The organism is Sphingomonas flavescens (genome assembly GCF_030866745.1).
GTDB classification, from domain to species: Bacteria; Pseudomonadota; Alphaproteobacteria; order Sphingomonadales; family Sphingomonadaceae; genus Sphingomicrobium; species Sphingomicrobium flavescens.
The window spans coordinates 1,971,655-1,993,924 of record NZ_CP133016.1; the positions used below are offsets into that span (position 1 = coordinate 1,971,655).

General features: G+C 61.9%; 16 protein-coding genes. 9 read left to right on the forward strand and 7 right to left on the reverse strand.

The window, feature by feature from the left end:
* Positions 1–312 precede the first annotated feature (312 nt).
* The 4 genes from QU596_RS10145 (at position 313) to QU596_RS10160 (ending at position 6,797) form a co-directional block, all read left to right on the forward strand.
* A complete protein-coding gene (locus QU596_RS10145; protein WP_308515399.1) occupies positions 313–1,482 on the forward strand; it encodes a TolC family protein in 1,170 nt (389 codons plus the stop codon).
* A 116-nt stretch (positions 1,483–1,598) separates the two neighbouring features.
* Complete coding sequence (locus tag QU596_RS10150; protein ID WP_420030913.1) at positions 1,599–2,495, forward strand: efflux RND transporter periplasmic adaptor subunit; 897 nt, start codon at positions 1,599–1,601, stop codon at positions 2,493–2,495.
* Positions 2,492–5,560 (forward strand): efflux RND transporter permease subunit, encoded by a 3,069-nt coding sequence (locus tag QU596_RS10155; RefSeq protein ID WP_308515401.1) that lies wholly within the window; start codon positions 2,492–2,494, stop codon positions 5,558–5,560. The genes QU596_RS10150 and QU596_RS10155 overlap by 4 nt, the downstream gene beginning before the upstream one ends.
* Before the next feature lie 4 nt (positions 5,561–5,564).
* A complete protein-coding gene (locus QU596_RS10160; RefSeq protein WP_308515402.1) occupies positions 5,565–6,797 on the forward strand; it encodes a sodium:proton exchanger in 1,233 nt (410 codons plus the stop codon).
* Positions 6,798–7,317: 520 nt separating this feature from the next.
* On the opposite strand, the gene QU596_RS10165 is transcribed toward QU596_RS10160, so the two are convergent.
* The 4 genes from QU596_RS10165 to QU596_RS10180 all read right to left on the reverse strand — a co-directional run bounded on the left by QU596_RS10165 (position 7,318) and on the right by QU596_RS10180 (position 13,059).
* Entirely contained in the window at positions 7,318–8,550 is a 1,233-nt protein-coding gene (locus tag QU596_RS10165; RefSeq protein ID WP_308515403.1) for a hypothetical protein, read from the reverse strand.
* Between the two features lie 50 nt (positions 8,551–8,600).
* Entirely contained in the window at positions 8,601–9,752 is a 1,152-nt protein-coding gene (locus QU596_RS10170; protein ID WP_308515404.1) for a glycosyltransferase, read from the reverse strand.
* Positions 9,724–11,595 (reverse strand): asparagine synthase (glutamine-hydrolyzing), encoded by a 1,872-nt coding sequence (asnB, locus tag QU596_RS10175; protein WP_420030914.1) that lies wholly within the window; start codon positions 11,593–11,595, stop codon positions 9,724–9,726. The genes QU596_RS10170 and asnB overlap by 29 nt, the downstream gene beginning before the upstream one ends.
* Positions 11,596–11,703: 108 nt before the next feature.
* Positions 11,704–13,059 (reverse strand): lipopolysaccharide biosynthesis protein, encoded by a 1,356-nt coding sequence (locus tag QU596_RS10180; RefSeq protein WP_308515405.1) that lies wholly within the window; start codon positions 13,057–13,059, stop codon positions 11,704–11,706.
* A gap of 183 nt (positions 13,060–13,242) precedes the next feature.
* Between QU596_RS10180 and QU596_RS10185 the strand changes: the two genes are divergently transcribed.
* The 5 genes from QU596_RS10185 (at position 13,243) to QU596_RS10205 (ending at position 19,335) form a co-directional block, all read left to right on the forward strand.
* Positions 13,243–14,418: a glycosyltransferase gene (locus QU596_RS10185; RefSeq protein WP_308515406.1), complete on the forward strand. Its 1,176-nt coding sequence runs from the start codon at positions 13,243–13,245 to the stop codon at positions 14,416–14,418.
* Positions 14,419–14,503: 85 nt separating this feature from the next.
* The gene (locus QU596_RS10190; RefSeq protein ID WP_308515407.1) at positions 14,504–15,073 is read left to right on the forward strand and encodes an RNA polymerase sigma factor; all 570 of its coding nucleotides are present in this window, start codon (positions 14,504–14,506) and stop codon (positions 15,071–15,073) included.
* Entirely contained in the window at positions 15,060–16,055 is a 996-nt protein-coding gene (locus QU596_RS10195; RefSeq protein WP_308515408.1) for a FecR family protein, read from the forward strand. The genes QU596_RS10190 and QU596_RS10195 overlap by 14 nt, the downstream gene beginning before the upstream one ends.
* Positions 16,009–18,366: a TonB-dependent receptor gene (locus QU596_RS10200; protein WP_308515409.1), complete on the forward strand. Its 2,358-nt coding sequence runs from the start codon at positions 16,009–16,011 to the stop codon at positions 18,364–18,366. Before QU596_RS10195 ends, QU596_RS10200 begins: the two co-directional genes overlap by 47 nt.
* Before the next feature lie 339 nt (positions 18,367–18,705).
* Positions 18,706–19,335 carry a tyrosine-type recombinase/integrase gene (locus tag QU596_RS10205; protein ID WP_308517980.1) on the forward strand — a complete coding sequence of 210 codons (630 nt, stop codon included), beginning with the start codon at positions 18,706–18,708 and terminating at the stop codon, positions 19,333–19,335.
* Positions 19,336–19,465: 130 nt separating this feature from the next.
* On the opposite strand, the gene QU596_RS10210 is transcribed toward QU596_RS10205, so the two are convergent.
* The 3 genes from QU596_RS10210 to QU596_RS10220 form a co-directional block, all read right to left on the reverse strand.
* Complete coding sequence (locus tag QU596_RS10210) at positions 19,466–20,491, reverse strand: hypothetical protein (RefSeq protein ID WP_308515410.1); 1,026 nt, start codon at positions 20,489–20,491, stop codon at positions 19,466–19,468.
* Between the two features lie 18 nt (positions 20,492–20,509).
* On the reverse strand, positions 20,510–21,226 hold the full coding sequence (locus tag QU596_RS10215; RefSeq protein ID WP_308515411.1) for an AbiU2 domain-containing protein: 717 nt from the start codon (positions 21,224–21,226) through the stop codon (positions 20,510–20,512).
* Positions 21,227–21,475: 249 nt separating this feature from the next.
* Positions 21,476–22,165, reverse strand: coding sequence for a phosphatase PAP2 family protein (locus tag QU596_RS10220; protein WP_308515412.1), 690 nt, complete (start codon positions 22,163–22,165; stop codon positions 21,476–21,478).
* Positions 22,166–22,270: the final 105 nt, after the last annotated feature.

A 22,270-nucleotide genomic window follows, 5' to 3' on the forward strand; every position in this document is an offset into this window, starting at 1 on the left:
TCCTCCGACGAGCCTCCAAGAACCGGCACCCGAGCGTCCACCCCAAGCATGAACGACAGCTCGCCGGAAGGGCGAGGCTACTTCGTTCACTTGGCAAGGGTTCCAATGAATATTGATCGACGATGTAGGCAAGCGCGCGTTGCGGTGCTGCTGGTTGCCCTGCTTCCCGCTGACTTGTTGGCTGGGTGCGCGGGGTATCGGCCCAACCCGCTAGGCTCTGGAACCGCGGCGCTTTCGCCCGCTATCCGGACCGTCTTATCCCAACAAACCGCGAGAATCGATCGCCCCTACCTGCGGCCGATTCCGGTCGATTTGTCGAAGCCGCTGGACCTCAACGCGGTTTCGCTGATCACCGTCGTCGCCAATCCAGATCTTCGAGCACAACGGGCACGGGCGGGAGTGAGCGAGGCGCAGGCTTTCGACGCGCGCCTGCTGCCTGATCCTTCCGTTGGGTTTGAGTTCGATAAAATTCTTTCGGGCCCGGACCACCTGTCGAGCCTGCTCGCCTCCGTGGTGCAGGAGATCAATGCGCTCCGCACCAGGCATGTTCGTGTCGAAGGCGCGAAAGAGGCTGCACGGCAAGTGCGCCTCGACCTTGCCTGGGCTGAATGGCAAACGGCGGGTCAGGCTCGCATCCAGTCCGTGCGCATTCGTAGCCTCGCCCGTGCGCTTGCAGTCGGCGAAGCGCGAAATGACAGCGCTCGCAGCCTCTTGGAACGGATCCTGAGAGCTTCCGGGCGGGGTGACCTTCCAGGCGATCAGGTGCAAACGGCGCGAGTTTCTGCGCTCGACGCAGCACAACAGCTACGAGCGACGCAGAAGGATGCGTGGGCGGCCAGTTATGAGCTTACGAAGCTACTCGGCCTGCCGCCCGATACGCCGATCGCGTTGGCTGACCCGGCGCTCCCGCCGCCTCCTCCACCTTCAGAGCGGTTGTTCCAAATTGCTCAGGCTCAGCGGATGGACTTGCAGGCGCTCCGCGCGGGGTATGCATCCCAGGAAGCTGCCGTGCATCTCGCGGTTCTTGAGCAGTTCCCGAAGCTCGAACTGACGGTCAACGCAAATCGAGACACGAGCGGCAACAAACTGGTCGGTGGTGCTGTCAATTTCACGGTGCCGGCATGGAACGGGAATCGCGGGAAGATCGCGATCGAAACCGCAACGCGCTCGGCGCTAAAGGCAGAGTTCGAGAACCGCATATTCCAGACTCGCGCCGAGATCGCGGCTGCGGTCAACGGCCTTGACCTTGCCTGGCGCCAGCGCTCGCAATTAGTTGTCGATCTGCCCGGTATTCGTCGTTTCGCCGACGCAAGCGAGCGTGCCGCCAGTCGCGGCGACCTAGCCCTTTCAGCTGCGCAGGCAGCGCGAGACACCGTTCGGGACAAGGAACTCGCCCTGATCCAGGTCGAGCAAGCCATTCAGGAGCAAACCATTGCGCTGGAGTTGCTGACCGGCGTTCCGCTGGAGGATTGGATCAAGTGAAACGAGCCATCCTGACAATCGCCTTGTTGCTCGGCGCATGCTCTCGCTCGTCGGACGAAGACAGCGGAGCAACTCCCGTTGCGTTTGTAACAGTTGCGAGCGTCGCCGGTGGTTCGGTGCCTCGGACAATCGAGGTCTATGGAGCCGCGGACGCAGGCGCCTCGGGATCGCGTAGCCTCTCCGCGCCGATTGAATCGACCGTTGTCGCAATCGATGCCCCGGCCGGAACGCGCGTGGCGGCGGGCCAAGTTATCGCTCGCCTACGGCCCAGTCCGTCCGCGCAGCTCGATTATTCCAAGGCTCTGGCGGAGGTGCGGCAAACCAGTGATGCTTATGCGCGAGCGCAGCGACTCCGGGCCGATGGACTCAGCAGCAATGCAGACGTCGAGACTGCCCGCGCGGCCGCAGCCAGTGCCGCCGCAACGCTATCGAGTATGCAGCGTAGGTCCCAGTCCACGAGTCTTGTCGCGCCGACATCGGGCACGGTTACGTCTGTCGAGTCCAGCCCCGGCGCTTTGGTCGCAGCAGGAACGACCATCGCTACAGTCACGGCAACTCAGGGCATTCGAGGGCGGTTCGGCGTTGATCCCGCAACGGCGCGCTCAATCACACCCGGCAGCGTCGTCCGCGTTGCTCCAGCATCTGGCGGAGCCGCATTCTCACTGCCGGTCTCGTCGGTGGATCCAGTCGTCGATCCACAAACGCGACTAGCCTCGATCTACGTCAGCCTGCCGCCGCAAGCACTGATCGGCTCCGGCGAGCCGTTGCATGGACAAATCGTGCTCAAAGACGGCGGTGGCGCACTGGTCGTTCCCTACAGCGCCTTACTAGACGATGGCGGGCAACCATTCGTCTTCGTCGTGGTCAAGAACATCGCGCACAGGCGCAACGTCACGGTCGGATCAACTGATAGCAATTGGGCTACGATCACGAGGGGCGTTTCAGCCGGCGAGGTCGTCATAACCCAAGGTGGAACGGCGCTCGAAGACGGGATGAAGGTTCGCATCCGGTGATCGCCACCCTCGAACGGCACTCCCGGACGATCTGGCTAGCGGTGATGGCACTGACGCTTGGCGGCATCTTCGCGGCATCCCAGCTGCCGGTCGGCCTTTTCCCCAAGATCAATTACCCCCGCGTTGTCGTGACCGTTGACGCTGGCGATCGTGATCCGACCCAAATGGCGATTCAGATCACCCGGCCGATCGAAGTTGCGCTGCGCGAGATCCCCGGCGTCTCAAGAGTTCGATCGATAACAACGCGCGGCTCGGCGGACGTAGCGCTGACCTTCGAATGGGGTCAGGACATGGTCGATGCCACCCAAGCGGTGCAGGGCGCAATGGCGAGTCTCCAGTCTGAGTTGCCCGCCGGGACAACCTTTGAGATTCGCCGATCCGATCCCACGACAATGTTCCCGGCGATCGGCTTTGCGCTCACGTCGACGATGCGCGATGATGCCAGCCTGCGGCAATTCGCCCAGTCGAGGCTTCAGCCAATTCTGCTTGGCGTTCCTGGCGTTGCCAAAGTGCAGGTGCTCGGCGGCGCTCCGCGCGAGTTCTCGATTGAAATCGATCCGGCAAAGCTGATCCCATTGGGCCTGACACCTGCCGACGTCGCTCAATCGCTTGCCTCAGCAAACAGCCTCACCGGCGTCGGACGGATCGAGGATCGGCATCGGCTTTACCTGGTGATGGTTTCAAACCCTGTCGTTACCTCCCACGACCTTGAAGCCACGCCGATCAAGGCCGGCGAGCAGGCCGTTGCGGGAATTGTGACGCTTGGCCAGGTTGCGACCGTTCGTCCCTCCGCAGAGCCCCTGTTCAACAAGGTGACCTCAAACGGTCGAAGCGCCGTTCTCGTCAACGTCCACCAGAGTCTGGCCGCCGATACCGTGGCGATCGTCGATAATGTGAACAAGCAGCTCAAGACTGCAAACGTCCCCGCCGACATCACCGTCACCACTTACTACGACCAATCCGAACTGGTCAGAGAAGCCGCCAAGTCGGTCGCCGAAGCAATCCTACTGGGCGCAGTCCTCGCCGGAATTGTCCTCCTTATCTTCCTGAGAAGCTGGCGCCTGATGGTCATCACCGGGGTGACATTACCCGCTGTGCTCGCTGCCGCCAGCATGGTGCTCTATCTGTTTGGGCTCAGCTTCAACATGATGACGCTCGGAGGCATGGCGGCGGCCGTCGGGCTTATCGTGGATGACGCGGTAGTGATGCTGGAGCACATGATGCGTCGGATGCAGGAAAGCGGCCGAAGCTCGGTTCGCGATTTGCTTTCCGCCGCCGCTGAGATGAACCGGCCCTTGTTCGGCTCCACCACGGCCACGATCATCGTCTTCATGCCGCTTGCCTTCATCAGCGGCGTAACCGGCGGGTTCTTCCAAGCGCTGGCTGTGACGATGGTCGCCGCACTGGTCGTGTCGCTCCTCTACGCACGCTTCGTCATCCCATTGGTCGCTGCCCACTGGCTTCGGGAGGAGGACGCGGAAAAGGCCGAGCGTGCGACTGGCTTTGTTGGCCGGCTGTTTAGAGGGTATGACAAAGCCGCTGATCGAACTTTCGCCCGGCCAGTGTTGGCCGTCGCTCTGACCGCCGCCTTGCTCGGGCTAATTGGATATGTCGCATACCGAAACGTGCCGTCCGGCTTCATGCCGCAGATGGACGAAGGCGGCTTCGTCCTCGACTACAAGGCTCAATCCGGTGCTGCCTTGTCGGACACCAACCGCCTACTTGCCCAGGTCGAGCAGATCATACGAAGCACGCCAGACGTCGCTGGCTACTCGCGTCGAACGGGCCTGCAATTCGGCGGCGGCCTTACGGAGGCTGACGAAGGCGACATTTTCATTCGACTGAAGCCGAGCGGCAGGCGTCCAATTGAGCAGGTCATCAACGAAATCCGCGAGAAGGTTGAGACGCAGGTTCCGGGGCTTCAGATCGAAACCACCCAGTTGATGGGCGATGTCATCGGTGACCTGACGGCGGTGCCGCAGCCGATCGAGGTGAAGCTCTTTTCGGATGATCCCAGGGTCTTGAACCAATCCGCCCTGCGCGTCGGAAACGCAGTCTCACGCATACCAGGCGTTGTCGAGGTCGTTAACGGCCTTCGGGTCGCAGGTGACGCAATCACCGTTCGCGTCAATCGCGGTGTCGCTGCACAGGTCGGCCTTGATCCGGACAGCGTCTCCAAACAGCTCGAAGCGTTGATCGCAGGCTCAGTCGCGACCCAAATGCGGGTAGGGGAGCAGCTCGTCGGCGTTCGCGTGCGAGGGCCGGCCGACGTTCGTTCACGCGCCGATGAGATCAGCGGTCTGATGCTCAAGACAACGACTGGGCAAGCGGTTCCCCTGCGACAGATCGCGTCCATCGAGGTCCAGCCCGGCCAGCAGCAGATCAAGCGCGAGAACCTGGCATCGTTCGTCGCCGTGACTGGGCGTCTCGAAGGGCGCGACCTTGGGTCGGCGATGAAGGAGGTGAAAAGCACTGTCTCATCCCTCAAGCTGCCTGCGACCGTACGCGTCGAATATGGTGGCCTGTATGCCGAGCAGCAGAAGAGCTTTTTGGACCTCGCCTTAGTTTTCGCCGCCGCGATGTTGCTGACGACGATGCTAATCACATTCCTTTTCGAGCGGTTGGATTGGACTGTAGCGGTGATCGCGACCGTGCTCCTTTCAGCGGCGGCCGTGCTGATTGGCCTTTGGGTGACCGGGATCGAGCTTAACATTTCGGCGCTGATGGGGCTGACCATGGTAGTCGGTATGGTCGCCGAACTCGCCATCTTCTACCTGGCTGAGCTTGATCCGGCCGAACCTACGGCGCTCCCAATGTTGCGCACTGCTGGCGCTAAGCGGCTCCGACCCATCATCATGTCCGCCTTGATTGCGGTGCTGACTCTCGCGCCCTTGGCCTTGGGCTTGGGACAAGGCGCCGGCCTCCAGAAGCCGCTAGCGACAGCGATTATCTTTGGGCTGACCGCTGGCGTGCCGCTCGTGCTACTCTTCCTGCCCGCGTTGCTTTGGGTCATTGCCGAGCGTCGGGTATCCCGCCAGCCAACGCCAACATCCGAGCCCGCCTGACGATATGCGACGTTTCCTCGTTTATCTATCGATCGCGATCTTCGCCGCGCTGCCGGCGATCTGGTTTCGCCTGAGCGGCCAAGCCTTGGCGCCGATAGCGGGCGCAATCGTGTTCGGCACTGCCATCCTCGCTGCGGGCTTCATGCTGTCCTGGGGAGCCGAGGCGGCCGAGGAGCGGGTTTCGCAGGGGTTGATGATTGCCGGCCTCGCGCTGGTCACGGTGCTGCCGGAGTATGCTGTCGACATCTATCTGGCTTTTCGCGCAGGACAGATGCCGGGCAGCGACTATGCTCACTACGCGGCAGCAAACATGACCGGCGCCAATCGGTTGCTCGTCGGCTTCGGCTGGTCCCTAGTCGTCATTCTGCACTGGGCCTATTCACGTAGCCGCTCGGTGCCCCTGCGGGAGTCAAACAAGGTCGAGCTTTTCTTCCTCGCCGCCGCAACAGCGTATGGCTTCGTCATCGTGTGGAAGGACTCGATTGGCCTAATCGACTTCGTCGTGCTGCTGGCCATTTTCGGGGGATACATTTGGCGCGTTGCCAGCGACGCAGCTGCTGCTTCAGGCGATGCAGACAACGACGATGACGATGAGGACGAGTTCGAGCCGGGACCGGCCGCGGCCCTCGAAACACTCAGCACTCGCGCGCAATGGATCTGGACCGCCGTCCTTAGCATCATGGCCGGTGCAATCATTGTTGTGTCCGCCGAGCCCTTCGCGGAATCGATATTGGGCAGCGCCAGCCAGCTTGGCGTGGATCGCTTCCTGCTGATCCAGTGGGTCGCGCCGCTCACCGGCGAAACACCAGAGCTAATTTTGGCGGTCCTATTCGTTCTGGCCTCGAAGCCCGGCACGGCGCTGATCGCGCTCATCAGTGACAAGATCAACCAGTGGACCCTCCTCGTCGGAGCGCTGCCGATCGCTATGAGCCTGGGCGCCGGCCGACTGATGAGCCTACCGCTGAGCGCCCGGCAGCATGAGGAGTTCTTCCTGACTGCTGCCCAATCAGCTTTTGCATTATCGCTGCTGCTTCAGCGACGACTGACGCTCCTCGGCGCCGCCCTGCTGGCCGGCCTGTTCACTTTGCAGGTGCTCCTCGCTTTCCTGCTGCAAGGCAACAGCTCGCGCGAGATCGCCACGCTTACGACCTTGGCTTGGATATATATCGCGTTCGCTTTGATTGTCGTGATCTCGGCTGGGTTGCAGCGGCGAGCGCCAAATCTAGAGATCGGGTGAGCCGCCGTTCCATCAGCCGTCAGCGCGGATCATTGCCGGACGGAGGCGTGCCGCTGTCAACGCTGACTTGTGAGGCCAACTCAGTAATATCGGACCTTCGATAGAAGGAGCATGGCGAGTGCTCCCACCGCGAAGCCGACCGCAACCCAATATAGCGTTTTGAGGAGAGGGCGATTCATCCGACCGTCGACCGAGGAAGCCGATGGATGACATCGCGATTCATTTGTCGAGGGGCTTGCGTCGCGCGTTGCCCAGCAAGTTCCAGCCAATCGAACTCAAGAGCGGAGCAGTGAGAGCAAGCTCGATCGCAAGCCGTTCGGGCCTAGGGTGCTCGGCGAGACCGAGCACCAACAGTGACAATCCGGAGAACGCCGCAATCCCAGCGATCACATCGAACGCCGACCGTCGCCCGGATGCAGCCGCCGAGAAGTCTTTCGGACGGTTTCGCCTCATTTTCAGCTCCGGCACCCGTGCGATCCGGGGTAGTTGCGGACGGTGGGCTCGAGATTTCGCCTGACAATCATGCCGCGGCCCATCGCGGCGTTTCGTCGTGAAGTTGCGGAGGCGGGTGCGGAGGCGCCACTTCTGGAGATGAGTTCCGGACGAAACTCATGATCGCCTGGACTGCGCGGATTGAGGATGAAGTCGATGTCAGGTCGAAGCTCTCCCGGAACAGACGGTCTTGGACGGGAGCATATTGGGGCTGTCTTCCTGATGCGTCGGCCAATGCATCGCCGAGCTCGAGCGGTTCGCTGATGACCTGTCCTGCCTGCCAGTGAGCGTAATTGGGATCGCCGACAAAGTTCACGCGGTGCGAATTGAGGAAGATGCACGGCCGTGGCTGAACCAAGAACTCGTAAACCTGGCTACTGACATCGCCCAGATAGAGATCGGCCGCGAGCGTATAGGTCATGTCGGTCGATAGGCGACTGCCGAGATCAATATGGATGTTGGGAGCGTCGCGGTACTTGTCCGCTATCGCTCCGGGCCGATCTATTCGCAGCTTGTCGATGGTCAGCGCGAACGGTCGCTCGAACAACATCACGTGCGGCGCGAATATCAAATTGTATTCCGGATGCTCGACGAAGAAATCGAGCACACCCCGCCCGTCGCGGTACCAGGACGAGAGATGCGGCGAGACGTGAGGATTGTACAAGACGGTCGGCCGACCGTTGGCTTGGAGGGGCAGCCGGAACGGTTTCTTAGGAATGAGATCGAACTTTGGATAACCGACCATCGAGATGTCGTCGGGGGCGACGCCTGCATCTTCGATGAGCCGATCGCGGACCTTCGGCCCCGAAACCAGCACATGATCGAAGCGGGCGCTTGCGGCGTTGAACCCGATCGCCCGGTCGCCGGCGCCATGCCGGGTATGGATCAGCTTGAGACGATCGAGGCCATAGCGGGATCGCAGGATCAGCGAGGTCTTCTCAGCCACGACGAGAGCATCGAGTGAAGCAAAGAACGGCAGGTGATCTCGGTAGATTGCAAGCTTGGCCGCCGGCAGGTAGCGATTGAGCAGTCCGGCAATGCCGCGGCTGATCGCGCTCCGCAGTCGCAAGTCGACGAACTGGACAGTGCCAGCGCCGCCGACCTCGGCAACGATGCGATCCGCTTCTGCTCTTAGCCTGGCGTTGGTGGTCGCGACGATGACGTCGTTCCCCGGTTGGGCCTTAGCCATCGCGAGCGCGATCGGCAGGCTGTGCGCTACCTGGTGAATCTGGTCGTGGTTGAAGAGGAAGCCAATCCGCACATCGAGCTAACGGAGACGAGCGGCAAGACCCGCACTGGCTTCGCCAAATGCTAGAGAAGCGGCAGCAGGGCGTTGAGGTGACTGCGAATGCCGTTGTCGATCGAATAGCTTTCGGCGATACCTCTAAGATCTGTTGGCCTCGGAAGCTCAAGGTAGCGATCCATCAGCTTGGCGAGTGCCGCCGGCTTGCTATCCTCGATAATCCCACTACCCGTCGCATGCCCGAGCAAGTTGCGTGCTGCAGGAAAGCAGTCGGTCGAAAGTACCCGGCAGTTGGCGGCCATCGCTTCGAGCAGCGCGGCCGGCAATCCCTCATAATCCGACGTAAGTACGAACAGGTCTGATTCATGCAAGGAGCGCGACACATCCTCGACATAGCCGGGCATGGAGACACGATCCTGCAGTCCAAGCTCCGCGACGAGCGCAGACAAAGAAGCCCGATCCTCGCCCTCGCCGAGGATCAGCAGCCTCGTGTCAGGGTGCGAAAGCCTGGCGAACGCCGCAATTAGCCGGTCGAGGCGCTTCTGGGCGGTCAGCCGGGCTACTGTGACGATCGTCCTGCCGCTCGTCGGCGGACCCTTGGTCTGATGGTTCGCGAGCATTTCCGGTGTGACGTAAGGATTCGCGACGTCGACAAACAAGGTAGCGAATTCCGGGAATTCCTGGCGCATCTCCCCGCTTTCGTCCTCGCTCAGGGTCCAGACAGCACTCGTCCACCGAAAGATCGTGCGGTAGGTCCACAAGCGGAAGGCGCGGACCATACCCCGGTGGCGGGAGGTTGCGATCGGATTTGTGGTCTTGAGGATCAGCCGGCAACGCCGGAGCCTCGCGATTCGGAGCGCGATCGCCGTGACGAGTGCCATATTGTTGGCCGTCGAGATCAGGGCATCTGGCTTCGCGTCGCGGAGGTGCCGAACCAGCCCCGGCAGACCGCGGATGAGATCGAGCGCGCGCCACGGGCTAGGGCGGCCGAGATAGTGGATCTCAATATCGGCTCCCACCATGTCGGAGAGAATTTGTTCGACCTCGCCGCCGCGGCTGAAAACGATCAATTCGACGCACATTCCGGTGTCGACGAACCCGCGGGCCAGATAGGCGGCGACGCGATCGCTGCCGCCCCGGCTGAACTTGTGCAGAACAAGGCTGATCCGGGACCCCAGCCCAGGCGCGCGCTCAACCGGCAAAGGTCGATCGCTCGGCATGCCACCAAATTCCAAACGCGGTGATAGCATAAAGCATCCGGCTGTGATCCGCCGAACCCTCGCCATGCTCCCGGAACAGGAGCTCGACCCCTGCAGGATCCAGATAACCGGCGTCGGCAAAACCCGACCCGCTCCAGACGTCACGCGCAAGGTCCCCAAACCCGCCGCGAAGCCACGCCGCCATCGGAATCTGAAACCCCTGTTTCGGCCGTGCGAGAATGTCCCTCGGGATCCACGGTGCGATCGCGCGCCGCAGTATCAGCTTGCCGGTCCGACCCCGCAACTTGATCTGCTCAGGGACAGTGAGTGCCCAGTCGACCATCTTGTGCGACAGCAGGGGGACCCGAGCTTCGAGAGAATGCGCCATGCTCGCTCGATCGAGCCTAGTCAGCATCGCCGATGGCAGGTTGAGGCTGAGATCAGCGAACAGGAATTGCTCGAGTGCCGAGGCTCGCGGCGCCGTTGGAGCCGAAAAATATTCCAGTTCCAGCGGGAGATATGAATCCTCCCGCTCGTGCCGGTGCCAGAAGTCCGGCGAATAGGTCCGATGGCGAAGCTCCCGGCTGCTGATCTGGGTCGCCGCGAAGAATTGCTGGTAGCCGTCGGGCACCCTGGCGAATTCGGCAAAGCGCCGCGCGCGCTGGCGGGCAACGTTCAGGCGTTCCGACCCGGTGACTGGGATTGCGTTGATCACCGCAGAGAGAGTGCTGCCCTTCCCAACGACTGGCCGCAAGCGCTCGAGCGCGTACGCATTCCGATGCCGCTTGTAGCCGGCGAAGAGTTCGTCCCCCCCCTCGCCACACAGCACGACCTTGACGTCCCGGGCGGCAAGCTTCGATGCAAACCAGGTCGGGATCGCCGCCATGTCGGCAAAAGGCTCGTCGTAGCAGCCCAGAATTTGGGGCAGCCTGTCGATCGATTCGCTCATGTCCAGCGGTGCGACGACATGCTCGCAGCCCAGATGGGCAGCGATCCGGCGCGCAGCGTCGGTTTCGTCGACCTTGGCGCCGGGATGGCCGATCGTGAACGCCTTGATCGGCCGGCTGGACGCCATCGTCATTGCGGACAGCACGGCCGACGAGTCGATGCCTCCCGAGAGGAATGCCGCCACCGGCACGTCCGATTGCAGATGCCGCGCCGTCGTTGCCTGGAGCATCGAGCGCATCTGCTCGGTCCATTCGTCGGTCGACAAGCCTTGGTGCGCCCGGAAGCGGGGGCGCCAATAAGACCGCACTTCACTCGGCCCTTCGGCGCCGAGGGTCATGAAATGGCCGGGATCGAGGCTCGTAACCTGATGAAAGATTGAACGTGGGCGACGGACATGGCCGAAGCTGAAGAAGTCGTGGACGGCCCGCTCGTTTATTTCGAAACGATGGTCCGGCAGGACGCGCAACGCCTTGAGCTCGGACGCGAAGCTGAGGCCTCCATGCTGTTCGGAAATATAGAGCGGCTTGATTCCGAGCGGATCGCGCGCCAGCGTCAGAGTGCGCGATCGCCGTTCCCAGATCGCGACCGCGAACATGCCTTCGAGCTTCGCCCAGACCTCATTTCCCCATGTCTCGAACGCCGCGAGAATGGTCTCGGTGTCGCTGTGGCTGGCGAACGGATAGCCGGCGGCAATCAAGGGCTCGCGGACCGCCAAATGATTGAAGATCTCGCCGTTGAAGACGATCGCCAACCGCCCGTCGTGGCTGAACATCGGCTGATGGCCGCGTTCGATGTCGAGGATGCTGAGCCGCCTCATCCCGAAGCCGAAATCACCGTCGGTCAGGATGCCGGAATCATCAGGCCCCCGATGCACGATCGCGTCGCATTGGGCGTTGACGAGGTCAGCTGGTACCAAGCGACTGCTGCGCCTGTACCAGCCGGCTATTCCACACATTCGAAATTCAACCTGCTGGGGCGCCTGCTTGAAGACGTAGCGCGGTAGTCTTTCCCGCACGAGGCGTCGTCATTCTGGTTCGGCCCGCTGATCGATCATGGTCGGACTATCGCTTTGACTCTCGCGCCATAGGAACCCGCCGAGCAGAGCCGCCGTCGCCGCGCCCTGCAGGAGGGCGTGTGCGCCAGCCCCGTCGAGCCCGAAGGCGGTCATCATGACCGGCAAGAGCGGGAGCAGACCGAGCGAGCAGATCAAATTGGCGCGAACGGAAAGCCCGGGCCTGCCCAGCGCAACCAGCGCAGCGCTGGCCGGCGGCGCGACCAAAAGGATCGTTCGGGCGAGGAACAGCCATGGCATGACATCGCCCGCGATTTCGAAGTCCGGGCCGCCCAGCAATCTCGCGAGCGTCCGTCCGAACAGAAAGATCAGGACTAGCAGGGGTAAGGCAGCCATCATCGCGATCGAGACCGACCGGATGACCGCACGACGGACGGCGAGGGCGTGGGCCCCGGCGGCGACCAGCCGGGCAAGTTCGGCATAGGCCGCCTGGCCGAGGATTCCGGCGGACTGGACAATAACCGCAGTCGCGCGTTGGGCGACGGCATAGACGCCGGCAGCCGCTGGACCGAGGATCCAGCCCACCGCCAGAGGCGCAATCCGCGGTGCAAGATCGCTGAGCGTGATGTCGATGTTCGCGGCGATCATGAAGCGACGGATGCTGTCATTCTCGGACAAAGCGCCTCGCGGCGAACCCCATAGCTGTTCGCCCGGAAGGCGGTGGTGTGCGACCCACAGGCCGAAGCCCCACATCGTCACCCATTCGGCGAGCGCCGCCACCAGCCAGGCGATTAGGAAGCCGAGCAATTTTGCGCCCAGGGCGAGCACTAACAGCGATCCTGCGAGCCGGATGACCGGGGCCACCATGTTGTGGATTCCGAGCAGGTCGAATCGTCCTGCGAGCTGCAGATAGCCCGATGGCGTGGAGCGAATCGTCGCCAGCACCGCCAGGCTGTAGGGCAAGCTGAACGCAATTGCGGTCGGCGACCAGCCGAGGCGGGGGCCGATCCACGGCGCTAGCAGGGCCGCGACCACAATCGCCAGAAGGCCTCCCACCGTCTCGACGATCGCGGTCAGCCGCAACAATCGCAGGAGCCGAGAAATGTTGCCGGCCTCGATCGCCTGCGCGCCATAACGAACGACCGCATGCCAGCCCGGAAACTCGATGATTCCGCCGACCGTCATGGCAAAGGTATGGACGAGGATCAGGACTCCATAGTCCCGCGGTCCAAGGGCGCGAAGCGCGATGACCATATAGCCAAGGCTGATCAACCCGGCGACGGCCTTGCCGCCGAGCAGCTTTCCAAGATTTCCGTAAATTCGCCCGACGATGCCGTCGGTCGTGATCATGTGCTTTTCGTCGGTCAAATGTCCCGTCCGGTTCGCCCCCGCCGGTCCTTGCGAGCCTGAACTCACTTCTCCAAATCCAGAAATCCATGCCTCCGGGTCAGCCGGACGCGTGCTTACCCAATCCGGCCGGCCGGTCAAAGGCGCTCGTCGGGGCAAGCCGATGTGGAGTTCGTCCTTTGACTTCGTCTATCGAGGATGAGGATGCCTTCCGATCCACCGCCGGCGGTTTCTCCACCCGACCGCAAACTCGAGCACGGAATCCTGATCACCATCCATCGATTGAGTTATGGCGGCGCCGATCGCGTTGCGATCCATCTTGCCAACGGCTTCGCCCGCGCCGGCATCCCGGTCGGGATTGCCATCCTTCGTGGCGAGGGCGAGGGTGAGTCTGCCCTGTTCGGCCTATTGCGCGATGAGATTCGTTGCTGGACTGCCGGGCCCCCGATGGGATCGCGCCATCTGGAATTGGTCCGGGGGCTCGGCTTTATCCGTCGTATCGTCGCCGAGACCCGGCCTTCGGTGGTACTCGCCAGCAGCAACAATATGGGGCTGGTGACGGGCCTGTCTTCGAAGCTGCCCATGCGTGGCGACCGGCCGTCTTATGTCTTGAAGACGACCAATCCGGTAGTTCGGCCCTTCGACCGGGGGTTCCTCCGAAGGCGTTACCGCCGACACCTCTACGGCTTCATATTTTCCAATTATGATCGCATCCTCAACCTCACCAAGGCCGAACGGGACGCGCTCGTGGAGATGTACCCGCGCGCGACGCGGAAGTTCGCGGTCGTGAACAACCCTTATGTGATGCCGGGGATGTTCGGCGCAGAGCCCGGTCGCAAGCCACCGCCGGCGCGGATCCTGACCCTGGCGCGGATGATGCCGCAAAAGCGTCTGGATATTCTGCTTGGCGCCTTTGCGCTGGTGGAACGACGCGACAGCCGGCTGACGATCGTGGGCGACGGGCCTGAGCGTCCGCGTCTCGAAGCACTGGCGACCTCGCTCGGAATTGCCAATCGGGTCGATATGCCGGGCTTTGCCGCCTCGGTCTTGCCATGGCTTCAAAGCGCCAGCCTGTTCGTGCTTTCGTCCGATTATGAGGGGTTGCCCGCCGCCTTGCTGGAGGCATTTGCGTGCAATGTTCCGGCCGTCACGACCGATTGCTTCGCTGGAGCCCGCGATTTGCTCGCCGGCGTTCCGCGGTCATCGGTCGTTGCGATCGGCGACTCGCTGGCCCTCGCGCGGGCGATCGACGACAGCCTCAACAGCAATGCGGACCTGACCGGTCTGAGCGATATCTCGAGCGCCTTCGAGCTTCAAGCCGGGATCGACAGCCACCTGCGGGAGCTTCGGCCATTGCTTCACGTCGCGGCTCGGCGCTGAGCGAGAAACGAATTCCGGACAGTCCCGGACATCGGCCCACTCTTTGCTATGCATCGCCCGAGAATTCGGGTGTAGGCAAGCCATCGTGCAATCGGGATTGGAGCAGGTCCTCGCGGCTAATCAGGCAAAGGTGATGCGCTTCCTTCGCGCACGCCTCGGCGATCCCAACGAGGCCGAGGACTGCCTTCAGGACCTCTGGATAAAGCTCCGTGCGCTGGAAGCGGGGCCGATCGCCGACCCGCTCCCTTACCTCCTGACCCTCGCTCGAAATCTCGCGCTCGATCGCCGCCGCTCGACGCATTATCGCGAGCGGCGCGAGGGCGCCTGGCTCGCCGTCCATTTGGCCGCTTCGAACGCCGCGGACGACGCCCCTTCGGCGGAGCAAATATTGATCGGGAAAGAGCGCCTGCAACGGGTTCGGGCCGTTCTCGACCAGCTCCCCGAGCGAACCGCCGCGATCATTCGGCAATATCGCCTCGAAGGCCGACCCCAGAAGGCGATCGCGCAGGAATTCGGGATCAGCCTCAGCGCCGTCGAGAAGCACCTCCAGCGGGCCTATCGCGCGCTGATTGAAGCCCGCGAGACGCTGGATGCGGAATTGGACGATCGCCAACGTCCATCAAGCGAAAGGGAGACCCGCGTTGGCAAAGTCTGAGGACAACGCGCGCGACGAGGCGATCGCCTGGCATCTCCGGCTGGATGACGCCGGCGAGGCGGAATGGGACGCGTTCCTGGACTGGCTCGAGCGCGATCCGAGTCACCGGCTCGAATTTGATCGTGCCGAATTGGTCGGTGCCGAGTTGCGAGAATCGCAGCGCGCGCCGGTAGGTGTAGATCGACCGCACCGGGAAACTGATGGATCGACATGGTCGCCAAGATGGCCGCTGATTGGCGGGCTCGGTGCTGTCGCGGCGAGTTTGCTCTTGATCCTGTCGTTCGGCGTCCGCACTTCCTCACCGGCAGGTTGGGACACGGTGCAGACGTCGCCGGGCGAGCAACGCGTCCTGGCCCTGTCCGACGGATCACGGCTCTTCCTCAACGGTGGAACGCGAGTCCTTCTCGATAGGCGGAATTTCCGGCTCGCACGGGTCGCGCAGGGGGAGGTGACCTTTGACGTCAAGCATGATGCGACCCATCCTTTCAGGGTCGACGTCGGCGCGGCGCGGTTGCTGGACGTTGGAACGATCTTCAACGTGCGCCTCGACCGCGGTCGATCGCGGATTGGCGTTGTGGAGGGAGCGGTTCTTTACAATCCGGACAAGGAGAATGTGACGCTGACCCGCGGGGCCGTTTTGACGGTTTCGCCAGGCCAGGGTCCGGCGATTCTCAGCTCGGTCGAGCCGCGCAGCATCGGAGCGTGGCGGCAGGGGCAGCTGGTCTACGACCGGGAGGGCTTGGACGTGGTTGCGGCCGATATTGGCCGTAGTCTTGGCACCGACGTGACAATTGCCCCCGAGATCGTCGGTCAGCGCTTTACCGGCGTCATCCGGATCGATCGCAACCAAGCCGCTTTCTTTCCTCGCCTCGGCGGCTTGCTCGGCGTGAAGGTGCGCCGTAGCCAAGCGGGATGGTTCCTCGGCCCGTACGATCGTGCGCATAGCGACGACCCTCAGCATCATGGCCGCGACCAGCGCTAGCCTGTCGTCCGCGCCGGCAATTGCGGCCGTCCGTTTTCAGATCAATATTCCGGCTTCAAGGCTCAGCGACGCGCTGCTCGCGTTGGGCCGGCAGGCGAATATCAATGTTGGCGCGGCGAGCATCGACATCGCGGGGGTCCGCATTCGCGGTCTCCGCGGGAATTACGATCCGGAGCGCGCACTTCGGCAGCTGCTCGAGGGAACCGGTTATAGCTTCGTTCGGATCGACGCCGTGACGTACAGGGTCGTGCGTGTTCCAATCGTGCGCGCCGCAAAGCGCGCGCCGTCGCCGCCCCAGCGCCCCGAGCCCGGCCCGGCGCCAGCGATCATCGTGACGGGGAGCAAGAGATCGGTTCCGCTCGATCGATATCCGGCGACCGTCAACGTCGTCGATCTCCAGCAATCGGTCCAGCCCGTCACCGGCGCGTCGGGAAGCGCCATCCTGCTGGCAAGCCTGCCGATGCTCGCTTCGACCCAGCTCGGTCGCGGGCGCAACAAGCTATTCATTCGGGGCGTCGCGGACAGCAGTTTCACCGGGCCGACCCAGGCGACGGTGGGGCAATATCTCGGCGACATCCGGCTCAACTATAATGCGCCCGATCCGGACCTCAGCCTTTACGATATCTCGCGGGTCGAGGTGATCGAAGGACCTCAGGGGACGCTCTATGGTGCGGGGACACTCGGTGGGGTCCTGCGCCTGATCCCCAATCCGCCCCAACTCGATCGGGTGGCGGCGACGGTCGCGTCCGGCCTTTCGGAAACACGCCGCGGTGCGCCGAGCTACGACCTTGCCGGGATGCTCAACCTGCCGATCGTGACCGATCGGATCGGCCTTCGGATCGTCGGCTACCGGGATGTCGAAGGAGGATATGTCAACGATCTCCAGCGCGGACTTGCAAACGTCAACCGGATGCGTGTCAGCGGGGGCAGGGCGAGTCTGCGCATCCGCCCCGGCGCCGACTGGACGATCGATCTCGGTGCGGTTTTCCAGTCGATCGCCACGCGCGACAGCCAATATACGGACCTTGACGGACCCGTTCTCTCGCGCCGCAGCGCAATCGCGCAGCCGTTCGACAATGATTACCAGCTCTGGCACGCGACGGTCCGCAAATCCGGGCACAATCTCGAGCTGCTGTCGGCGACCGGGCTCGTTCGCCACGAGGTGAGCGCGCGTTACGATGCGACCCCGACAGGCTCGTCACGGCCAGTCGCTTTCGCTGAGCGCGACGCCATACGTCTGTTTACGCATGAAACGCGCGTCTCCTCAAAAGAAGGTGACGATGGCTGGGTGGCCGGCATCGCCTTCGTAAGCGATCTCGACCGGGTAAAACGATCAATGGGCATGCCGGGCCAGTTGGACTTGCTCGCCGGAGTCCGCAATGCCACGCTCGAAGCCGCAGCCTTCGGTGAACTATCCGTTCCCCTCGCGCGAAATCTTACCGGCACTATCGGAGGACGGCTGACCTTCTTCCATCTTTCCGGGCAGCCGCTCATCGCGTCGGGACCCGGTGAATTCGAGCCGGATCGCGACGAACTTCGTGCGCTGCCGACGGTCGCCGTCGCGTGGCGGCCGGCCCCCGGCTTCCTCATGTTTACGCGATACCAGGAGGGATTCCGGGCGGGTGGTCTGAGTATCGGGCAATCCCTGACCAGTCCGACGGTCGAGAGATTTCGCTCGGACCGCATCCGGACGATCGAAGCAGGCGTGCGATTTGGCCGGTCGCCGAGCTCGAAATTGACCGGAGCCGCGACGATCTCATTGGCGCGCTGGAAGAATATCCAAGCCGACCTGATCGAGCCGGCGAGCCTCCCATCGACGACCAACATCGGTTATGGACGCATCTACGGGTTTGAAGTTTCGGCGCGCTGGCGGCCCTCCGGCCATCTATCGACGAATGCTGCAATATTTCTCAACAAGAGCAATCTGGTCTCGCCCGCCGCCCGCTTCGAACGGGACGATGTCGAGGATCTGCCGAACATCGCCAAGGCCGGCGTGGCCGGCGGTGTCGAATGGCAAAAGACGTTGACGCCGTCGCTTGAACTGGCGGTGCGCGTGTCGGGCCGTTACGTTGGAAAGTCGCAACTCGGCGTGGGCCCGGCGCTCGATCTACTGCAAGGCAATTATTTCGACGGTTCCGTCGAAACACGCCTTTCCTGGAAAAGGATCCAGTTGACGGTCGGGATCACGAACATCACCGACGTCAAGGCAAACCGGTTCGCGCTTGGCAACCCTTTTGGACCGACCGCGGGAAGGCAAGCCACCCCGCCTCGTCCACGGACGATCAGAGTCGGCATCGAGACGGCCTACTAGCGACGCATGAATTGACGTTCACTGAACGCGTTCGGGTTACATAATCGAAGTTAGAGTGAGGATTTTAGAGTCAGTCGACCCGTCGCTAATCGCCGAATGGCAGAAAATGGGTCGAAAGCTACCATTAACCGACTGGTTGAAGAACCGTCCACTTACGGGTTCTGGCGGATCGCGGCGACAATGACTGCGATGGGCGCCTTTACGCCATCCATCTCAAGCATGAATTGGCGACAGCTTTTTTCGTGCTGCCAACGAGAAGCGGACGAGCTGCTGACGGCCAAAAGCCCCCAGAGCGGATTCGTTCTTCCGCAGGCCAATCCCGGCCAACGGAGAACGACGATGGGACACTCGTCATATGACCCTGTTGAGCAAAGTCCTGCCTGGAATGCGGGAAAGAAGCTCGGGGCTAAGCGACCGCTCAAACCCAAGGAGATTTGGGAGATCCGCTTCATGCTCGATCGGGAGCATCGGCTGCGAGATCGAGCACTGTTCGATCTCGCGATCGATAGCAAACTTCGCGGCTGCGATCTGGTGAAGGTCCGCATCGGTGATCTCGTATCAGGTGGTCGCGTTCGAAATCGCGCGATGGTCATCCAGCAGAAGACTAAACGGCCGGTGCAGTTCGAGCTGCTCGAACCCGCCCGTACAAGCTTGCTCGCATGGCTGGAACGTCGTGGCGGCTCGTTGGAAAACTACGCCTTCCCGAGCCGCGTTGATCGCCTCGACCATCTCAGCACTCGACAATACTCGAGGCTGGTCGAAGAATGGGTCAGCGGTATCGGGCTTCGGAAGGAGGACTACGGAACTCACTCCCTCCGACGCACCAAGGCTGCCCTTATCTACAAGCAGACCGGCAATCTGCGAGCAGTGCAGATCCTGCTCGGGCACTCGAAGATCGAGACCACTGTCAGGTACCTGGGAGTAGAGGTTGAAGACGCTCTCACGTTGGCTGAGGCAACTGAGGTGTGACTACCGGCCGGCGCTCATCTCGTATGGGCGCCGGCGTCATTTGGCCGAAGCCCGCACGCCAGCTTTAGGTGGGTCGCCGGCTGGATACCCTTCGTCGAGAGAAGCGTTGACGTGCGGCTACGACCGCTTCCTAACTGCTCCGGCGCAAGAAACGTTTAGGCGATTGGATTCCCCCTCGGTTGTTGCTCAGCGTTGTCGTGAACCTGCCGGTCGACGGATCGTAGACCGGGGGTCCCTGAAAGGGCCTGTATCGCTCAATCATGTGGGCACATTCGATGTCATCCCAAGGCTGGAAGATCTGCATGGCGCCACCCTCCAGCCGCACATTCGAGAAGGGTCGGACCGAAACCTGATCGACCACGATTTCATTCGGCGTCTCGAACGACGTGTAGGAGTGCGTCGCATATCGGAGGGCTGCCTTGTAATGCACCCGAGCTACCACTTCTGAGAACTGCACCGGGTGCAACCGCCTTCCGTCCAGGTCGAGCGGTCCTTTCCGACCCGCTTCATATTGCAGCCCGCCGTCGTTCACGAACACAACGCCGACGGGGCCGAGGCGAACGGCGATCGATTGACCCACGAGATTTGTGGAGAGATCGAACTCGCCAAAATCGTCGTCCGGTTCGATCCGATACATATAAAGCGTGAACGGATGGGGGCCGTGCAGCGAGTGAAATATTGTTCGTTTCCTCGCACTCTGCAGGATGAGCTGTGCGTGCCTGAACTCTTCTACGAAGTCCTGAGATAGGATTGAGCCCTTCGATGGATCCCGCCGGTCCACAAGAAGGGTGGTTTCTTTGACCAGCAAGCCAATGAAGATCTTGCAAAGCCATCTACCCAAAGTGACCCGTGGACCGGGATCACTGAATTCTGGACTCTCCAAAAACGCGATGACCGCATTTTCGATGTCGCGCAGGAACCCGTTGTTACAACTCTCGCAACAGGGAATTGTGAGCTGGCGATATGGTATTCGGCTTCCGTTGACCAACGTCAGGGTCTGATTGAACAGGTCGAAACGCCGCTGCGTCCATCGGGGGATGACGTGCTCGCCTTGGCCAGCCGTTGGTTCCCCACCACAAGCAAAACACTGACCGCCCGTGAAAGCGCGGCCTGACGCTGCGCGGTCGATCAGGCTGAGGACATAATCGTCAGTCATGAGCCAAATACGCCGGCCTTAAATATCCTCTACGCCTCGCTTTGGATGCCACCTAAACCGCCGCTCAACAATTGCCCTCCAAAGTTGCTCCGCCCCATCCTTTGCCTCGGCAGCGACATGATCGAAATCAAGCTCGGCGCCGGTGCACGCAGCAAGCGCGTCTTTGGAGAGACCCTGGATCTCCTTGACCATGTCCATGATGTTTCCAAACAGCGGGCCGTCACGCGGGATGTCTCGGTGCAGCTCATGGGCCAGGAAATCATCTCGGAAATTTCGCAACAACCGCTCGCGGTTCGGATTTTCCGTTTCGAGGTTGTGGAGACGCTGCTTCAGCCTTCGTATAGCGTGCCGGGCGATCGCAGCACTCCGTAGAGCCCACCTTTCGCCGTGTCGCTTGCGCGCATGCTCGATGAGGCTCTGGGGAACTTCGTCTCGTTCAAGCCACCGGCCAATCACGACAAATGAAATCTTGTCCGATGTTTCTAAATTGCGCGGTTTGTCCAACACCCGCACAATTATAAGGATGAGTTCGCGAAGCAGCGCGTGTTGGATGATGTTGAATGTTCCGGCCAGCGGACCCCAAAGCTTGTCGCGCTTCCTCGCCTTAAGGGCGGCCTTGTTCAGCCTCCAAAAAACGGCGTGGAGCGACGTCGCTTGTTCGACGCTTCCATGGAGACGCCGTGAGTAGGCATCCAAACGCGCGAGGATTTCTTCAGTTGTTGGCTGCTTCTTCACCGTTGTTGTGTGCGGTGCATCTTTGGTCTGCGCAATGGCGGGGAGGCTGCCGTGGGTCGGTATGTTCGTAGCTGATGCCAGGATTCAGCGCCCGCAGATCGGTCGGAATGGCCGTTAGCTGACCGTCGGCTTCGCGGCGGAAGGGGCCGTTACCGGACGGGCTCAGCCAAACGAAAGCGACTCCTTTTCTCCGAGTCGTGCGATTCGAAAACCTGAGTGTCGTTCAGGTGTTCGGGCATTCACGATGTGTCAGTCGCCGCTCCGACTTATATCGAGAGTATGCCTTCTTGAAAGGAAGTGTGCGGATACCGAACAGACCAGAGCCCAAACGCTGCCGATGCACCAGCCAGCCGCGACATCAGTGGGCCAATGGACGCCTAGATAGATCCTGGACACCCCTACGAGGATGGACAGAAAGATAGCCGTTCCGATCAAATAGTATCGCACCCGGCGGCTGTCCTCTGCTTCGGCGAGCAAGGTGCCGAGCGTCAGGTAGGTCACTGCCGAGTTCATCGCGTGCCCGCTTGGAAAGCTCGCTGAGTTGACGCTGACCAGGTGCGCAACAAGCTCGGGCCTGGGCCGCTCGAAGATGTGCTTGAGAAAGGTGCTTAGGATTGCGCCGCCTGCAACTGCTACGACGACAAACGCAGCCGTGCCCGGGCGCCTAGCTGCCAAGAGATAGGCGCCAACTAGAACAGTTAGGAGTGTTAGTACCGTCCCACCGCCAAGCGCGGTGATCTCGGTCATTGCTTTCAGAAGCCACTGTGGACCGATTGGAGTGCCGGGCTGTCCCGGGCTCCGAAGCCATAGCAAAATGGCTCGATCCATCGTCAGCGTCTCGCCTTCGCGCACTTCAGTGGCAATCTGCAGAAATGCGAGAAGCCCGACCGCAACCAACGCGAGCAAGATGAGCAGTTTTGTTTCCGAGCGAAACAGCATCGTCGACCGCTCGCGAAGGATCGCGAGCAGAGCTTGTCCTCGCTGAAGGGTGTTAATTGGCGTCATAGACCTGAATGAAGCCGCGAACCTGACGTCATGCAATGG

Bases quoted from the DNA above. Each gene is read 5' to 3' on its own strand.
- QU596_RS10205 (WP_308517980.1), top strand. From the start codon at position 18,706: ATGGGACACTCGTCATATGACCCTGTTGAGCAAAGTCCTGCCTGGAAT.
- QU596_RS10170 (WP_308515404.1), bottom strand. From the start codon at position 9,752: ATGCCGAGCGATCGACCTTTGCCGGTTGAGCGCGCGCCTGGGCTGGGG.
- QU596_RS10160 (WP_308515402.1), top strand. From the start codon at position 5,565: ATGCGACGTTTCCTCGTTTATCTATCGATCGCGATCTTCGCCGCGCTG.
- QU596_RS10185 (WP_308515406.1), top strand. From the start codon at position 13,243: ATGCCTTCCGATCCACCGCCGGCGGTTTCTCCACCCGACCGCAAACTC.
- QU596_RS10220 (WP_308515412.1), bottom strand. From the start codon at position 22,165: ATGCTGTTTCGCTCGGAAACAAAACTGCTCATCTTGCTCGCGTTGGTT.
- QU596_RS10210 (WP_308515410.1), bottom strand. From the start codon at position 20,491: ATGACTGACGATTATGTCCTCAGCCTGATCGACCGCGCAGCGTCAGGC.